13 protein-coding genes and 1 pseudogene are annotated in these 15,842 nt (G+C 40.8%); 13 read left to right on the top strand and 1 reads right to left on the bottom strand.

The annotated features are described in order from the left end of the window. Window positions 1-27: 27 nt before the first annotated feature. The 13 genes and pseudogenes from D8805_RS06975 to purB all read left to right on the top strand — a co-directional run bounded on the left by D8805_RS06975 (window position 28) and on the right by purB (window position 11,615). Window positions 28-492 carry a GNAT family N-acetyltransferase gene (locus D8805_RS06975; RefSeq protein WP_000571268.1) on the top strand — a complete coding sequence of 155 codons (465 nt, stop codon included), beginning with the start codon at window positions 28-30 and terminating at the stop codon, window positions 490-492. A 1-nt stretch (window position 493) separates the two neighbouring features. Further along, window positions 494-2,041, top strand: a complete 1,548-nt coding sequence (purH, locus tag D8805_RS06980) for a bifunctional phosphoribosylaminoimidazolecarboxamide formyltransferase/IMP cyclohydrolase (protein ID WP_125416444.1) — start codon at window positions 494-496, stop codon at window positions 2,039-2,041. Between the two features lie 103 nt (window positions 2,042-2,144). After that, on the top strand, window positions 2,145-3,791 hold the full coding sequence (locus D8805_RS06985) for a DUF6119 family protein (RefSeq protein WP_457920974.1): 1,647 nt from the start codon (window positions 2,145-2,147) through the stop codon (window positions 3,789-3,791). A 21-nt stretch (window positions 3,792-3,812) separates the two neighbouring features. Then, window positions 3,813-3,962, top strand: a pseudogene (locus D8805_RS06990) (IMP cyclohydrolase); the annotation flags it as partial. A 121-nt stretch (window positions 3,963-4,083) separates the two neighbouring features. Continuing rightward, window positions 4,084-5,349 carry a phosphoribosylamine--glycine ligase gene (purD, locus tag D8805_RS06995; RefSeq protein WP_125416448.1) on the top strand — a complete coding sequence of 422 codons (1,266 nt, stop codon included), beginning with the start codon at window positions 4,084-4,086 and terminating at the stop codon, window positions 5,347-5,349. A gap of 87 nt (window positions 5,350-5,436) precedes the next feature. After that, window positions 5,437-5,526, top strand: a complete 90-nt coding sequence (locus D8805_RS10290; RefSeq protein WP_223327229.1) for a phosphoribosylaminoimidazole carboxylase — start codon at window positions 5,437-5,439, stop codon at window positions 5,524-5,526. Window positions 5,527-5,554: 28 nt separating this feature from the next. Further along, on the top strand, window positions 5,555-6,043 hold the full coding sequence (gene purE, locus D8805_RS07005) for a 5-(carboxyamino)imidazole ribonucleotide mutase (RefSeq protein WP_125416450.1): 489 nt from the start codon (window positions 5,555-5,557) through the stop codon (window positions 6,041-6,043). Then, window positions 6,030-7,121, top strand: a complete 1,092-nt coding sequence (purK, locus tag D8805_RS07010; RefSeq protein WP_125416452.1) for a 5-(carboxyamino)imidazole ribonucleotide synthase — start codon at window positions 6,030-6,032, stop codon at window positions 7,119-7,121. The genes purE and purK overlap by 14 nt, the downstream gene beginning before the upstream one ends. A 1-nt stretch (window position 7,122) precedes the next feature. Beyond that, entirely contained in the window at window positions 7,123-8,301 is a 1,179-nt protein-coding gene (locus tag D8805_RS07015; protein ID WP_125416454.1) for a DUF262 domain-containing protein, read from the top strand. Then, window positions 8,298-9,047 carry a hypothetical protein gene (locus tag D8805_RS07020; protein ID WP_000064904.1) on the top strand — a complete coding sequence of 250 codons (750 nt, stop codon included), beginning with the start codon at window positions 8,298-8,300 and terminating at the stop codon, window positions 9,045-9,047. Before D8805_RS07015 ends, D8805_RS07020 begins: the two co-directional genes overlap by 4 nt. A gap of 160 nt (window positions 9,048-9,207) precedes the next feature. After that, the gene (locus D8805_RS07025) at window positions 9,208-9,447 is read left to right on the top strand and encodes a phosphoribosylaminoimidazole carboxylase (protein ID WP_125416456.1); all 240 of its coding nucleotides are present in this window, start codon (window positions 9,208-9,210) and stop codon (window positions 9,445-9,447) included. Continuing rightward, a complete protein-coding gene (locus tag D8805_RS07030) occupies window positions 9,447-10,298 on the top strand; it encodes a hypothetical protein (RefSeq protein WP_125416458.1) in 852 nt (283 codons plus the stop codon). The genes D8805_RS07025 and D8805_RS07030 overlap by 1 nt, the downstream gene beginning before the upstream one ends. A gap of 18 nt (window positions 10,299-10,316) precedes the next feature. Continuing rightward, window positions 10,317-11,615 carry an adenylosuccinate lyase gene (gene purB, locus D8805_RS07035; protein WP_125416460.1) on the top strand — a complete coding sequence of 433 codons (1,299 nt, stop codon included), beginning with the start codon at window positions 10,317-10,319 and terminating at the stop codon, window positions 11,613-11,615. A 56-nt stretch (window positions 11,616-11,671) separates the two neighbouring features. Here the strand turns inward: purB and strH are convergent, their stop codons facing one another. Continuing rightward, window positions 11,672-15,703, bottom strand: coding sequence for an LPXTG-anchored beta-N-acetylhexosaminidase StrH (strH, locus tag D8805_RS07040; protein ID WP_125416462.1), 4,032 nt, complete (start codon window positions 15,701-15,703; stop codon window positions 11,672-11,674). Window positions 15,704-15,842 lie beyond the last annotated feature (139 nt).

A 15,842-nucleotide genomic window follows, 5' to 3' on the forward strand; every position in this document is an offset into this window, starting at 1 on the left:
GATTGCGCAATCTTGCTAGGAGAAAAAATGATTGAACTGAAATTGGTAGATGAGAGCAGTTTTCAGGCAGTGCTGGATTTGAAAATATCAGAAGCTGATGAACGAGCACGTTTCGTAGCTCCAAATGTGCGCTCTTTAGCTGATGCATGGCTCTACCGGAAAAACGAAGATGTGTTTCCGATGGCAATCTATTGGGATAAGCAAGTGGTTGGCTTTCTCCTGCTAGAAATAGACAAGGATGAAGCGGAATACTTTATCTGGCGGATAATGATTGGTCAGCAGTACCAAGGAAGAGGTTATGGTCGAAAAGCCTTGGAAGTTCTAATCAAAGAGGCCCAGATGGATAGAGCTTGCAGTCATATTACCGCAGATTATGTGGTTGGAAATGAAAAAATGAAGCACCTGTTGACTAGTCTGGGTTTTCAGGAAACAGGATTTATAGAAGAAAATAACGAAGTCGCTATGCGCTTGGATCTAAAGAAAGAGGAATAGAATGACGAAAAAGGCCTTAATCAGCGTCTCAGACAAAGCGGGTATTGTTGAATTTGCCCAAGAACTTAAAAAACTCGGTTGGGAGATTATCTCGACAGGTGGAACTAAGGTTGCCCTTGATAATGCTGGGGTGGAGACCATTGCGATCGATGATGTGACGGGCTTCCCAGAGATGATGGACGGTCGCGTCAAGACTCTCCACCCAAATATCCATGGTGGGCTCCTCGCTCGTCGTGATCTCGATAGCCACCTTGAGGCGGCTAAGGGCAATAAGATCGAGCTTATCGACCTTGTAGTGGTCAACCTCTATCCTTTCAAGGAAACAATCCTCAAACCAGACGTGACGTACGCTGACGCAGTTGAAAATATCGATATCGGTGGGCCATCCATGCTTCGTTCAGCGGCTAAAAACCATGCCAGCGTGACGGTTGTGGTAGACCCTGCTGACTATGCAGTGGTTTTGGACGAGTTGTCAGCCAATGGTGAAACGACTTACGAAACTCGCCAACGTTTAGCAGCCAGGGTTTTTCGTCACACAGCGGCTTATGACGCCTTGATTGCAGAGTTCTTCACAGCTCAAGTGGGCGAAAGCAAACCTGAAAAGCTCACTTTGACCTATGACCTCAAGCAACCAATGCGTTATGGGGAAAATCCTCAGCAGGATGCGGACTTCTACCAAAAAGCTTTGCCGACAGACTACTCAATTGCATCAGCGAAACAGCTCAACGGTAAAGAATTGTCCTTCAATAACATTCGTGACGCTGATGCGGCGATTCGTATTATCCGTGATTTCAAAGATCGTCCAACCGTTGTAGCTTTGAAACACATGAATCCATGTGGAATTGGTCAGGCAGATGACATCGAAACTGCTTGGGACTATGCTTACGAGTCTGACCCAGTGTCTATCTTTGGTGGAATTGTCGTCCTTAACCGTGAGGTGGATGCTGCGACCGCTGAGAAGATGCACGGCGTTTTCCTCGAGATCATTATCGCACCGAGCTATACGGATGAAGCGCTAGCCATTTTGACCAACAAAAAGAAAAACTTGCGTATCCTTGCCTTGCCATTTGATGCTCAAGAGGCTAGTGAAGTAGAGGCAGAATACACAGGCGTGGTTGGTGGACTTCTTGTGCAAAACCAAGACGTGGTCAAGGAAAGCCCAGTTGACTGGCAAGTGGTGACCAAACGCCAGCCAACCGAGACAGAAGCGACTGCCCTTGAGTTCGCTTGGAAAGCCATCAAGTACGTCAAATCAAACGGAATCATCATAACCAACGACCACATGACACTTGGCGTTGGCCCGGGTCAAACCAATCGTGTGGCTTCTGTTCGCATCGCCATTGAACAAGCCAAAGACCGCCTTGACGGCGCTGTTCTTGCTTCAGATGCTTTCTTCCCATTTGCGGATAACGTGGAAGAAATCGCCAAAGCCGGTATCAAGGCCATCATCCAGCCGGGTGGCTCAGTCCGTGACCAAGAGTCCATCGAAGCAGCGGACAAATATGGCTTGACTATGGTCTTCACAGGCGTGAGACATTTTAGACATTAAGAATGAATGGTAATCAAGTTTACATAGTTAATGTTATTTATGGTATTTAACAGATTGTTAATACAATATATTTTATTTGATGTTAGAGAATAAGGCCAAAATTATGAGACTAAACATTTATCGTGTAGAAACGCCTAGTTTAAGCAAAATAGCAAAATGGAAAGAATTAAAGGGCAAAATTTGTAGTGAAGGATATAATGATGTTCGGAAAGTAAAGAAAGAATTTCATAGAAAGGGTTTTGTTGCACAGATCTATGTACAACGTAAAAAAAAAGAAACAACGAGTTGGTTACATGATATCAATAATATTTTTGATGGAGAAGATTTTGTAGAAGAGTCGTTTCAAAATCATAATGCGATTATTATGATAGGTACACCAAAGTCGCTTTATCTTATTCCACAAGGAAGGAGCCACTGGTTTGTGGCAACATTATCTGATTTACAATTTGGTTTAGATTTTGCGGAACGTTCTATACAACCTTCTGAAATTAATGTAAAGGGCATTAGTTATGTAGAAAGAAACAAATTAAGAGGAGTGTTAAACTACAAAGCAAATCAAACAGATTTTCCACAAGCCAGCGAAGCTTATTTTAACATAGAAGGAAAACCTCAAAATACTATTTTTGGTAAAAATTTAAAATGTAATATATCCGTACATCTTACAAAAGATTATAAATTTGAGACTCAAAAAGATTTTGATGATTTTATAAATATTTTTAAGGAAATTGATAAACAGATATTAAGTCAACCTAATCAAGAATTTCCACGTTTTAAATTGTTGCCTCTGCACGATAAACTAAATCAAGAATTAGATGAGTATTTATTGAGAGTATTAAAAGGAAAGAAAAACGAAGAATGTGATATTTCGTTAAATAGAATAGTGACCTTAGGAGATAATATAGAATTTGTAGGGGATTCAACTATTGACATATCCATACTCAAGAATAAAAAAAGTACGACAAAACAAGTTGATTATAATTTGAATTCCATACGAGAATTTATTGTTGCTAATTTGGAGAAAATTGATCAACTTAAAAGTATTCGTATAAATTTTTTGTCAGAGGAAAGAAAGACAATAAACTTGAAAAATCTCATTTATGCTGAAGTTGATTATAAAGGGGAACGATATTTTTTAGATTCTGGAAGATGGTCCACGTTCAATGAATCCTTTAAATCTTTATTGGATATACAATTGAGAGAGATTGAAGGATTAGTTTTAAGGTTGCCACAGCAACATAATTTTTCTTCAAAATGCTTTCATATGGATGAAAATAAGTTTATTTCAGAAATAATCTCAACAATGACAAAATACGAACAGTTTCATAAGAAGAATGTGTATTATAATGGAGTAGCAGNGGAAATTGGAGATTTGTTTGATAAAGACTCTGGTGAATTAATTGCTGTAAAAATGGGATTTAATACTTCAAAATCAATTTATAGTTTCGAACAGTCCATATTATCAATGCAAGTATTAAGGGATAGGATAAATAAAAGGAGAAATGCTGAGTATCTGATAAAAAAATACTCTCTGGATAAAACTTTAGTTTATAGTGCAATTGATTCAAAAAAGACTAGTGTTCTATGGATTGTTGATAAGTCAAATAAATCTATTTATGAAAGTGTCAAAAATAATAGTTTTAGCTTTTTACAGATACGTTCTATATTATTAAGATTAAAAATTTTATCATGGTATAATTATGCTAGAGAAAATGGATTTGAACCAATATTGTATATGGGAATAAATCACTAAATGATATTAGTGAGTATTTATTTCTCATACTACATCGAAGAAATCGCTAAGACAGGTATCAAGGCCATCATCCAGCCAGGTGGATCCGTCCGTGACCAAGAATCTATTGAAGCAGCGGACAAATATGGCTTGACTATGGTCTTCACAGGCGTGAGACATTTTAGACATTAAGAAGACAAAAGGGAAGAAAACAGTTTCTTTCCTTTTTTTGCCTAAAACGCGGAGCGGAACGAGATTAAAACGAACGTTTGTGATATAATGTTAGTAAATAATTCGCAAAAGAGGTTGAAAGATGAAGCTGTTAGTTGCCGGTTCGGGTGGTCGTGAACATGCGATTGCTAAGAAGTTGCTTGAGTCAAAAGATGTTGAAAAAGTCTTTGTAGCTCCTGGAAATGACGGAATGACTCTGGATGGTCTGGAATTGGTAAACATTTCTATTTCCGAACATTCTAAGTTAATAGAGTTCGCAAAGGATAACGATATTGCTTGGTCCTTTATCGGGCCAGATGACGCCCTTGCTGCTGGGATTGTGGATGATTTCAATGCAGCTGGTCTCAAGGCTTTTGGTCCGACAAGATTAGCAGCGGAGCTGGAGTGGTCCAAGGATTTTGCTAAGGAAATCATGGTCAAGTACGGCGTTCCGACAGCAGCCTATGGCACATTCTCAGATTTTGAGGAAGCCAAGGCATATATCGAAAAGCAGGGGGCTCCTATCGTAGTCAAGGCAGATGGTTTAGCGCTTGGTAAGGGTGTTGTCGTTGCTGAGACAGTCGAGCAAGCAGTAGAAGCTGCTCACGAGATGCTTTTGGACAATAAGTTCGGTGACTCAGGTGCGCGAGTGGTCATCGAGGAATTCCTTGAAGGGGAGGAATTTTCACTCTTTGCCTTTGTCAATGGGGACAAGTTCTACATTATGCCAACGGCTCAGGACCACAAACGTGCTTATGATGGCGACAAGGGTCCTAACACTGGTGGGATGGGTGCCTATGCGCCAGTTCCTCACTTGCCACAGAGCGTGGTTGACACAGCGGTTGACACTATTGTCAAGCCAGTCCTTGAAGGGATGATCAAAGAAGGTCGTTCGTATCTTGGTGTCCTTTACGCGGGGCTTATCTTGACCGTAGACGGACCTAAGGTTATCGAGTTCAACGCTCGGTTCGGAGATCCAGAAACTCAGATTATCTTGCCTCGTTTGACATCTGACTTTGCACAAAATATCACGGATATTCTCGATGGCAAGGAGCCAAACATCACATGGACGGACAAGGGTGTGACTCTGGGTGTGGTTGTTGCATCCAAGGGTTACCCGCTAGACTATGCAAAGGGTGTCGAGTTGCCAACTAAGACCGAAGACGACATCATTACCTACTATGCAGGGGCTAAGTTTGCGGAAAATAGCAGAGCACTGCTATCCAACGGCGGACGAGTTTATATGCTGGTCACCACAGCCGATACCGTTAAAGAAGCCCAAGATACCATCTACAAGGAACTCGACAAACAAAACACAGAAGGCCTCTTTTACCGAACCGATATTGGGAGCAAGGCTATAAAAGATTAACAGATACAAAAATTGTCATGGCGAGCGAAAGCGAGCCAACATAGAGCAATCACCGCCGTTTTGAAAGAACGATTGGATTATTAGCCAATCGTTCAGGGAAATCGGAAGACCTTGGGCTTCCGATTTAGGCATGAGACACCTTTGGTGGCTGCTGCCGTCCCTCACAACCTAAGGTGATTGTTGAAAGGAAGAAAAAGGAGAAGAAATGAAACCAGTAATTTCCATTATCATGGGCTCAAAATCCGACTGGGCAACCATGCAAAAAACAGCAGAAATCCTAGACCGCTTCGGTGTAGCCTACGAAAAGAAAGTTGTTTCCGCACACCGTACTCCAGACCTCATGTTCATACATGCGGAGGAAGCTCGTAGTCGCGGTATCAAGGTCATTATCGCAGGTGCAGGTGGCGCAGCCCATTTGCCAGGTATGGTCGCAGCGAAAACAACCCTTCCTGTCATCGGGGTACCGGTCAAGTCGCGCGCTCTTAGTGGCGTGGATTCGCTCTACTCTATCGTACAGATGCCGGGTGGCGTGCCTGTTGCGACTATGGCTATCGGTGAAGCAGGAGCGACCAATGCGGCCCTCTTTGCCCTCCGTCTCCTCTCAGTAGAAGATCAGGCTATCGTGACAGCATTGGCAGATTTCGCAGAAGAGCAAGGGAAAATCGCAGAGGAGTCTACAAATGAGCTCATCTAAAACAATCGGAATTATCGGTGGCGGTCAGTTGGGTCAGATGATGGCCATTTCTGCTATCTACATGGGGCACAAGGTTATCGCGCTGGATCCTGCGGCGGATTGCCCAGCCTCTCGTGTAGCGGAAATCATCGTGGCTCCTTATAACGATGTGGATGCCCTCCGTCAGTTGGCTGAGCGTTGCGATGTACTGACCTATGAGTTTGAAAATGTCGATGCTGACGGTTTGGATGCCGTTATCAAGGAAGGTCAGCTCCCTCAAGGGACCGGCCTGCTCCGTATTTCCCAAAATCGCATCTTTGAAAAGGACTTCCTCTCAAATAAGGCACAAGTGACAGTTGCACCCTACAAGGTCGTGACTTCAAGTCAAGATTTGACAGATATTGACCTTTCTAAAAATTATGTCCTCAAGACTGCGACTGGTGGCTACGATGGGCATGGGCAAAAGGTCATTTGCTCAGCAGTAGATTTGGAAGAAGCTTATGCACTAGCAGATTCAGCAGATTGCGTTTTGGAAGAATTTGTCAACTTTGACCTTGAAATTTCTGTCATCGTGTCTGGAAATGGCAAGGACGTGACAGTCTTCCCAGTTCAGGAAAATATCCACCGTAATAACATTCTTTCAAAAACTATCGTGCCTGCTCGCATTTCAGAAAGTTTAGCTGAAAAAGCCAAAGCTATGGCAGTGCGAATCGCAGAACAGCTCAACCTGTCTGGAACACTTTGTGTGGAAATGTTTGCGACAGCTGATGACATCATTGTCAACGAAATCGCTCCACGCCCACACAACTCTGGGCACTACTCGATTGAAGCCTGTGACTTCTCCCAGTTTGACACCCATATTCTGGGTGTTCTCGGAGCCCCATTGCCAGCTATCAAACTACATGCGCCTGCTGTTATGCTTAATGTTCTCGGCCAGCATGTCGAGGCCGCTGAAAAATATGTCACAGAAAATCCAAGCGCCCACCTCCACATGTATGGTAAAATAGAAGCGAAACACAACCGCAAGATGGGACATGTGACTTTGTTTAGTGATGAACCGGATGAGGTTAGAGAGTTTGGAGAAGGGAAGGAGTTTTAGTATGGAGAGTAAAGTATACTATGGTGAATATACTCTAGAACATTGGATGAATTTAATTTTGAAAAAAAATATCATTCTTCCAGATTATCAGAGATTATTTGTTTGGGATAAGGAGAAAACAGAGAAATTAATTGAGAGCATACGAAAAAATGAATTTGTACCACCAGTTACTATTGGTTCTTATGATAAGGGAGAAGAACGAGAAAATTTAATTTTGGATGGGCAACAACGTTTGACTAGTATTTTTCTTAGCTTCTTAGGTATTTTTCCGAATAAAGAAAAATATAAAAAGAAAATTTCAAACTTGATTGATGATAATGATTCAGAAATAGATATTGATGAGTTTGATAATATTTTAGAGTGGTCGTTGAAGAAGTTAACGGAGAAAGGTAACAGCAAAGAACAAATACTTTCACAGATTAAAAAAGATAATTATGATGAAATTTCAGAAATTAGTTTAGAATTTTTACGTTCACATTATCTTGGTTTTTGTTATCTTGTCCCACAAGTTACGAGTGGTGAAAGTGTTGATGAGTTTTACTCTGAACAGCAAAGATATTATTCTTCTGTGTTTAGAAACATAAATATTCAAGGTGAAACATTACTTCCTCAGGAAAGTAGAAAATCACTATATTTTCTTAGAGATGGTCTGGTAGATTTTTTTGAACCAGAATTTAGTAAATCAATTAGAATTAATGATGCGCAAATGGATTTTGTTCGTTATATTGCTTTAATATCTCATTATAAAGAAAAAGTCAATATAAATAAGGTCGGTTATAGATATGCTCGAAGAATGGAAAAACTATATGAGGAATTCATTTACTTTGTTGCATATGGTGCAGATAGCGATTTATTTTCTCCATTACCAGACTATGTAACAGCAGAAGACTATTCAAATAAATTAGAAGAAGTTGGAAAATTTATGGAGGTTATAACTAATCAAATAGTTTTAAATTCAATTATTGATATAGATTTAGTTGCTTTTGGTTTGTTAAAGTATACTCTCTTTGAGAGTAAAAAGCTGGATATCGATTCTATAAATAATTTAGTTCTAGATTTGAAAGAAGAAATTCAATCATTTAAAAGTGACATGAAACATACAAAGAATCCAAATGCTTTGATGCATTTACGAAATAGAATTCAAAGTTCTTATGAGATTTACAGTAGGTATATAAAATGAGCAATCATGAAGCATTTATTTTTACTCCAATAACTACAGTCTTAGAAGAAGCGGTATCAGCGAGTTATGTGATTAATGATGGTGTTGAAACCTATCCTTTATCTGAGTATATTATTCATTCATTGTTTTTAAAGATGACTGGTTTCCAAGAGCAGAAAATGAAATGTATAGCATGGGAAATGGCTACATATGATTATGGATATCGAAGAACTCTTTTAAAAAATGAAGATAAGTTGGCAGAGTATTCAAGTTATAAAGATAAGTCTGCTATCTATAAGCGCTTGAATGAACTAATAAAATCGGTAAAGGCATCTTATGATGTCAATCACTTATCAAAACAGCAATGGATTGATGAGTCGGTAGAAGCAATAAAAAAAATTTTTAGTAATTCGGTTTTAGTTACTTGGACGCAAAGGAAATATGATTATTTTGTGCATGATTTTAAAGTTGGGGAGGGACAGATTCTTACGAATAGTACAAAAATGTTCCAGCCTAAAGCACAAGTTTCTGCTAGTGTAGAGGTTGTTTTGGAGTCACAATATGAGGAACTATACAGAAATAGGAATAGGTTAGCTCATAATGCTTTGTCCTATCAAGAAAATTTACCATCTTTAAAATCTCTCCAAAAAGAGGATGACACCTCTAGAAATTATTTCATCTGGTTCTTTATACTTGTTCTTATTGATAGAATATTTATGGAACTATTCAAGCTGTATTTAAAAGAATTGGAAGAAAATGATTTTTAACCGATTATATAGTTTATAAAAACTAAATAATGGTATTAGGATTTACTTGAGTAAATCAAGAAGTCCAATCCTTGATAGAATAAAATAAACAAAAAAGAAAGGAACAAGGATACTTGTATTTACTAAAACTGAATACGGGCTACGGACTTTATCAATTACTATGATACAAATTATCGTTAGCGCATTTGTTGAAAAAGATAAGACTGGAGCAGTCGTCGAAGTCTTATATGCTAGTAGTGATCACGAAAAAGTGAAAGCCAAATATGAAGAGCTAGTGGCTCAGTACCCAGAAAACTATTTAGTTATCTATGATGTACCGTTGGATACTAACCTTAATAGTTTACCACACTATCCATCTGTGTTTATTGGAAAAGAAGAGTTTGAGGAGAGAGAAGAATAATGATTTTAGATTTATTTAATAACGAAAATAATACTATTGAAACGGATACTCTTAGCATAAAGGAACATGCAATAGCTACTCAAAATGATGTTATTCAGATAGACAATATTTCTATGATGACAAAAGCAACATTGGCGTTTAGAATTTCTTTGAAAGAAATAGCTTTTGCAGCTATTATGTTAATAATGTTTCCGATAGATTTTATCCCAAATATCATTCCGATTACTTTTTTGGCTTTGTACATTTATATTGTATATAACCGTTATGAGAAATATCTTAAAACAAAATATTACATAGAGTTCAATTTAGGGTCTAGCAAAAATTCTTATTTGTTTTTTAAGGAAGAAATATTTCGAGACAAAGTATATGAAGTAATTAAAAAATCTTTTGGTGATAAAAATCAGATCACTTTTATTGATATAAAACATCAACAAATTGGTGGGGAACAAAATATTTTTGAAACAGGCTCATATAAAACAACTGTATCAGGTAATGATAATGTAGTTGGAAATGATTTTGGTTCAGGTAATAATGTCACATTTAATGGGGACAACAATGTTAACTCAAATATTGTTACGGATTCTATTTTAGAAAAATCTAATATGAATGTTGAGTTTCCGTGGTCGGAACTTTCTAAACAACTTCAACAGATTCTTAACAATGCTTCTGTTCTATCTGAGCAATCTGTCGAAATTTTAAAGGACTTACTTGCTGCAACTGACAAAAATAGTGAATCTGAATTTACTGTAATTGTTAAAGAAAATGCATCATTTTTCAATCAACAGTTTATTAAAGATATAATATCAGGAACTTTAGGTGGAGTTATCTCATCATTACTATCAGGCAGATAAAATTATAGGAGAAACAACATGATCAACCGTTACTCTCGCCCTGAGATGGCGAACATTTGGAGTGAAGAAAATAAATACCGTGCTTGGCTTGAGGTGGAAATCTTGGCGGACGAGGCATGGGCTGAGTTGGGGGAAATCCCTAAGGAAGATGTGGCTTTGATTCGCGAGAAGGCGGACTTCGACATCGACCGAATTTTGGAGATTGAGCAGGAGACGCGCCACGATGTGGTTGCCTTCACACGTGCGGTTTCTGAGACTCTTGGTGAAGAGCGCAAGTGGGTTCACTATGGGTTGACTTCTACCGACGTGGTGGATACGGCCTATGGTTATCTCTACAAGCAGGCCAACGACATCATCCGTCGTGACCTTGAAAACTTCATCAACATCATTGCTGATAAGGCTAAGGAACACAAGTTCACCATCATGATGGGTCGTACCCACGGTGTGCACGCTGAACCTACAACCTTTGGACTGAAATTGGCGACTTGGTACAGCGAAATGAAGCGCAATATCGAGCGTTTCGAGCATGCGGCTGCTGGTGTGGAAGCTGGTAAGATTTCGGGTGCGGTTGGTAACTTTGCCAACATCCCACCATTTGTAGAGCAATACGTCTGTGACAAACTGGGTATCCGTGCTCAGGAAATCTCTACACAGGTCCTTCCTCGTGACCTTCACGCTGAGTACTTTGCAGTTCTTGCTAGCATCGCGACTTCCATCGAGCGCATGGCGACTGAGATTCGTGGTCTGCAAAAATCGGAACAACGTGAAGTAGAAGAGTTCTTTGCCAAAGGTCAAAAAGGTTCTTCAGCAATGCCTCACAAACGCAACCCTATCGGTTCTGAGAACATGACAGGTTTGGCGCGTGTTATCCGTGGTCACATGATTACAGCCTATGAGAACGTCGCTCTCTGGCACGAACGTGATATTTCTCACTCATCAGCTGAGCGTATCATCACACCAGATACGACCATTTTGATTGACTACATGCTCAACCGTTTTGGAAATATCGTCAAGAACTTGACGGTCTTCCCAGAAAACATGATCCGCAACATGAACTCAACTTTTGGTCTAATCTTTAGTCAGCGGGCTATGTTGACTTTGATTGAGAAAGGTATGACCCGTGAGCAAGCCTATGACTTGGTGCAACCAAAAACAGCCTACTCTTGGGATAACCAAGTAGACTTCAAGCCACTTCTTGAAGCAGATCCAGAAGTAACCTCACGCCTAACTCAAGAGGAAATTGATGAAATCTTCAACCCTGCATACTACACCAAACGAGTGGATGATATCTTTGAACGTATCGGACTTGGTGATTAATCCTAACAATAAAAAGCGAGATTCAATCTCGCTTTTTATATTCTTGTCGAAGGGGTTTAATCTTCTTTTCTCTTAGTCAGTCCGTAGGCTGCTAGAGTCGCCATGAGGCCTGCTGCGACCAAGCCTGCAGAATCTTGACTTCCTGTTGCAGGGAGTTGTTTTTCATCTGCTTTGACAGTAGTTGATTGAGCATTCTCTGTCTTCTCAACGGCAGTGCCGACTTCAACGACTTGAGTGACTGCTTCCTGTGATACTACGCTATTGACAAGCGTTCTTTCTTCTTTTCCATCAGCAGTAGTACTTACAGAGTAGAAGGCAGTACGGTGGCCGTTAGCTCCTTTAGTAACAACTTGCGTTTGTCCTTTTGGCAATAGAGGATTTTCACGTGTCACAGTAGTGAATGGAATTTCTTCCTCTTGGATGTCTAGTCTCGGTTTTGTTTCTGCGGCTGGAGCAAGACCGTGTTCGTCTCCTACATGGGTTACAAGGGTTCCGACTTCAATAACTTGGGTTACTGCTTCTTGGGTCACAAGGCTATCTACAAGAGTTTTCACTTCCTTACCGTCAGCATTAGTGCTCACAGAGTAGTAATGACTGCGACGACCGTTAGCGCCTTTAGTAACGACTTGAGTCTTCCCTTTGAGTAAGAGTGGATTTTCACGTGTCACGGTAGTGAATGGAATCTCTTCCTCTTGGATATCCAGTCTCGGTTTTGCTTCTGCAGTTGTCGCTTTACCATTTTCATCTCCTTTGTGAGTAATAGGGGCACCGATTTCAATCACTTGTGTCACAGGTTCTTTGGTTACTTGGCTATCTAGAACGGTTTCTGTTTGTTTACCATTTTCAGTAAGGACAGAGATGTAATGAGTGCGTTCACCATCTACACCTGGTGTGACAATCTTTTCTTGTTTAGCTGGGAGGTTCGGATTTTCCTTCTTAATGGTCTCAAAAGGAATTGCTTCTGTTTTGGTGATGAGTTCTGGCTTAGTTTCAACAGTGGCAGATGACTCATTTTCATCGAGGCTTCCTGAGTGAGTTGCCGCTGGTTTGAGGCCTAGGCGGGCTGCCTTGAGTTTGGCTACGAGAGCGTCTAACTCGGCTTGTTTGTTACGATTGAGGTTGTAGTTGAGAGCTTCTTTAGCTGCATTTAGAGCATCGAGACTTTCTTTGCTGTATCCTTCCAAGTTAGTAGGGATTTGAGCAAGCTCCTCACGGAGAGCATTGTAGTCAGCGCGGAAGTAGTCTTTGTTGTGATCTGCGAAGGCAGTCATGAGTTCAAAGATTTCTTCTTCCTTGTACTCAGCACTTGGTCTATCTGCCCAGATAGCAAGCATACTACCAACAGTAGGAAGGTCAACTTCAGGGTATTTAGTTGATGCTAGTTGATTAAATGGAGTTTTCTCGGTATTTTCGAGAGCTTTTTTGAGGAAGCCACCACCATCTTCTGGTTTTTGACCGAGAATGTAGTACCAGTCTCCGTTGGTATTAAGGAATTTATAGCCTTTACTTGCAAGGTACTGAGGAGATGCAAGGTTGTAGCCCCACCATCCTTTAGACCAGTAAGAGATGATGACATCCTTGTCAAACTCAACATCATCCTTGTCCTCGTAGTAGAAACCATCGTTGAAGGCCATTGGTTGAAGTCCTCTTTCTTTGGCCATGGCAGCAAGGGTGTTAGAGTACTCAGCAAACTTGCCATAGAGTCCATACCATTTGAGGTAGTACCAGCCTTGGGCGTTGGTAGCGTCATTAGCATATTCGTCTGTACCGTAGTTAAAGATCTTAGTCTTGCCTGCAAAGAAGTCCATGTACTTACCGATAAGTGCTTTGACAAAGTTCATCGCCTCTTCGTTTTCGAGGTCCATGGTTGTTTTGGAGACCTTGTCAAAGTTGGCTTGAGGGTTCTTGATTCCAAGTTTTTCCATAGCGACAAGCATGGCATCCATGTGACCTGGGCTGTTGATCGCTGGGATGAGTCCAATCCCTTTTGATTTTCCGTACTCGATCAATTCAGTGATTTCAGCCTGGCTAAGAGTGGTTCCGTTTGGATCATCGTAGTAAGCTTTTGTCCCTTCAATGATGGCATTTTTGACATCGTCACTTGCATAAGTTTTTCCGTTAGCAGTGATAGTCATGTCATCAAGTAGGAAGCGAAGTCCGTCATTTCCTAGGAGGAGATGCACATCAGAATATCCAAGTTCACTAGCTTTATCAATGATACGTTTGAGTTGTTCAGCTGAGAAGTACTTACGTCCAGCATCGATAGAAATTACCTTGTTCTTGGCAAGTTTTTCAACTTCGCGTTTCGCGTCTTCTTCTTTTTGAGCTTCTGGTGTGAAGGTCAAATTGCTAACAGCTTCTTGGAGTTTTGCGATTGCTTGATCAATAGTGTCTTGTTGGGCACGGCTGAGGTTGCTATCGAGTGAGCGAGTGGCTTTTTCAGCTTCTTTGACAGCTGCGACACTTTCTGCAGTATAGCGGTTAAGGTCTGTTGGTACTTCTTTCAGAGCTTGCTCAGCAGACTCATAGTCGGCAGCGAAGTACTCAGCATTGGCATTTGCGAAGCTACGCATGAGTTTGAAGAGGCGTGATGGTGAATAGCGTGCAGATGGTTCATCCGCCCAAGCAGCTACCATACCACCGATGAATGGAATGTCAGCTCCTTCAGATTTTGGTACAGAAGTGATTGGAGTGTTCTTGATACCATTGAGTCCTTGGTCGAGGTTGTACCAGCCTTGGCCATCCGCATTTCGTCCGAGAACATAGTACCAAGCATCGTTGGTATTAAGAATTTGGTGGCCTTTTTCAACTAGAAGTTTAGAAGAAGCGACGTCGTATCCGCCCCATCCACCAGTCCACATAGAAACGATGATGTCTTTGTCAAAAGTACCAAAGCTAGTATCACTATTGTAGTAGATACCGTCGTTGAAGGCCATTGGTTTGAGGCCGTGAGATTTGACGATACGAGCAAGGTCATTAGCGTAGGCGATAAATTTTTCATAACCCTTGTCTGGGAATCCATCTTCTGGATACCATTTATAGGCTTGAAGAACGCTCCATCCCTTGGCGTTTGTAGCATCGTTGGCGTACTCGTCCAGTCCGATATTGAAGATGTCAGATTTGCCAGCGAAGTAAGCGGCATACTTGTCGATCAAAGCTTTGGTAAATTCAACAGCTTCTTTGTTATCAAGGTCAACGGTACGAGCAGATTCCTTACCAAAGTAGTTGAAGTTTGGTTTTTGGATGCCTAGTTCTTTCATAGCATTCAAAATCGCATCCATGTGGCCAGGGCTGTTTACTGTTGGGATTAGTCCGATACCTTTATCTTTGGCATAGTTAATCAAGTCCGTCATCTGACTCTCTGTCAAATGGTTGCCGTTTGGATCCTTGTAGTAGGCATCGGTTCCGTTTTCGAGTGCACGTTTGACATCATCACTTGCATAGGTTTTGCCATTGGCTTTAATCGTCATGTCGTCCAGCATGAAACGCATGCCATCATTTCCGACTAAGAGATGGAGGTCAGTATAGCCGTAGTGTTTAGCTTTGTCGATGATTTCCTTGAGTTGGTCTGGAGAGAAATACTTGCGTCCAGCATCGATTGAGATCATTTTTCTTTTCGCCAGTTTTTCATTTACTTGACTTGCTCGTTCAACGCTCGGAGCAGCCACTGCTGGTGTAACGACTTCATTTTTCTTTTCTGAAGAAGTGCTTTCAGCAGGAGTTTCAGCTGGAGCAGGGCTTTCTTTCTCGGCAGTAGGAGTTGGAGCAGTATTTTCTGTCACAACTGGTGCGCTTGACTCTTCTGTTGTTGGAGTAACTGTTCGAGGAGCCTCCTGGTCTTCTTTGACCTCCTCTTTTACAGGCTTGTCAGCCTTTTCTTCCAGTTTTTCTTGAACCTTGGACTCTACAGCTGCTTCGGCTGCTTGTGGACTCTCCTGAATAGTTTGAACAGTTTCTTCAGCTGTTGGAGCTGGAGTAATCCCGTCAGCAGATACGACTTGGGCACCAAAAGCAAATCCTATGAGTACAGAAGCTGCTCCAATCGCGTACTTACGAATGGAGAAGCGCTGTTTCTTTTCTAGTTTCATGATAAAACCTCCCTGTTATTATATTGTATGATAGCGTTTACACAAAACTGTTTTTATTTTATTATCTAAGATATAAAAAGTCAAGCGGCTTTATGAAAGAACTATAATAAATGGAGGAAATCATAAGATTTAGGAAAAA

The organism is Streptococcus oralis subsp. dentisani (assembly GCF_003944205.1).
Taxonomy (GTDB): domain Bacteria; phylum Bacillota; class Bacilli; order Lactobacillales; family Streptococcaceae; genus Streptococcus; species Streptococcus oralis_BH.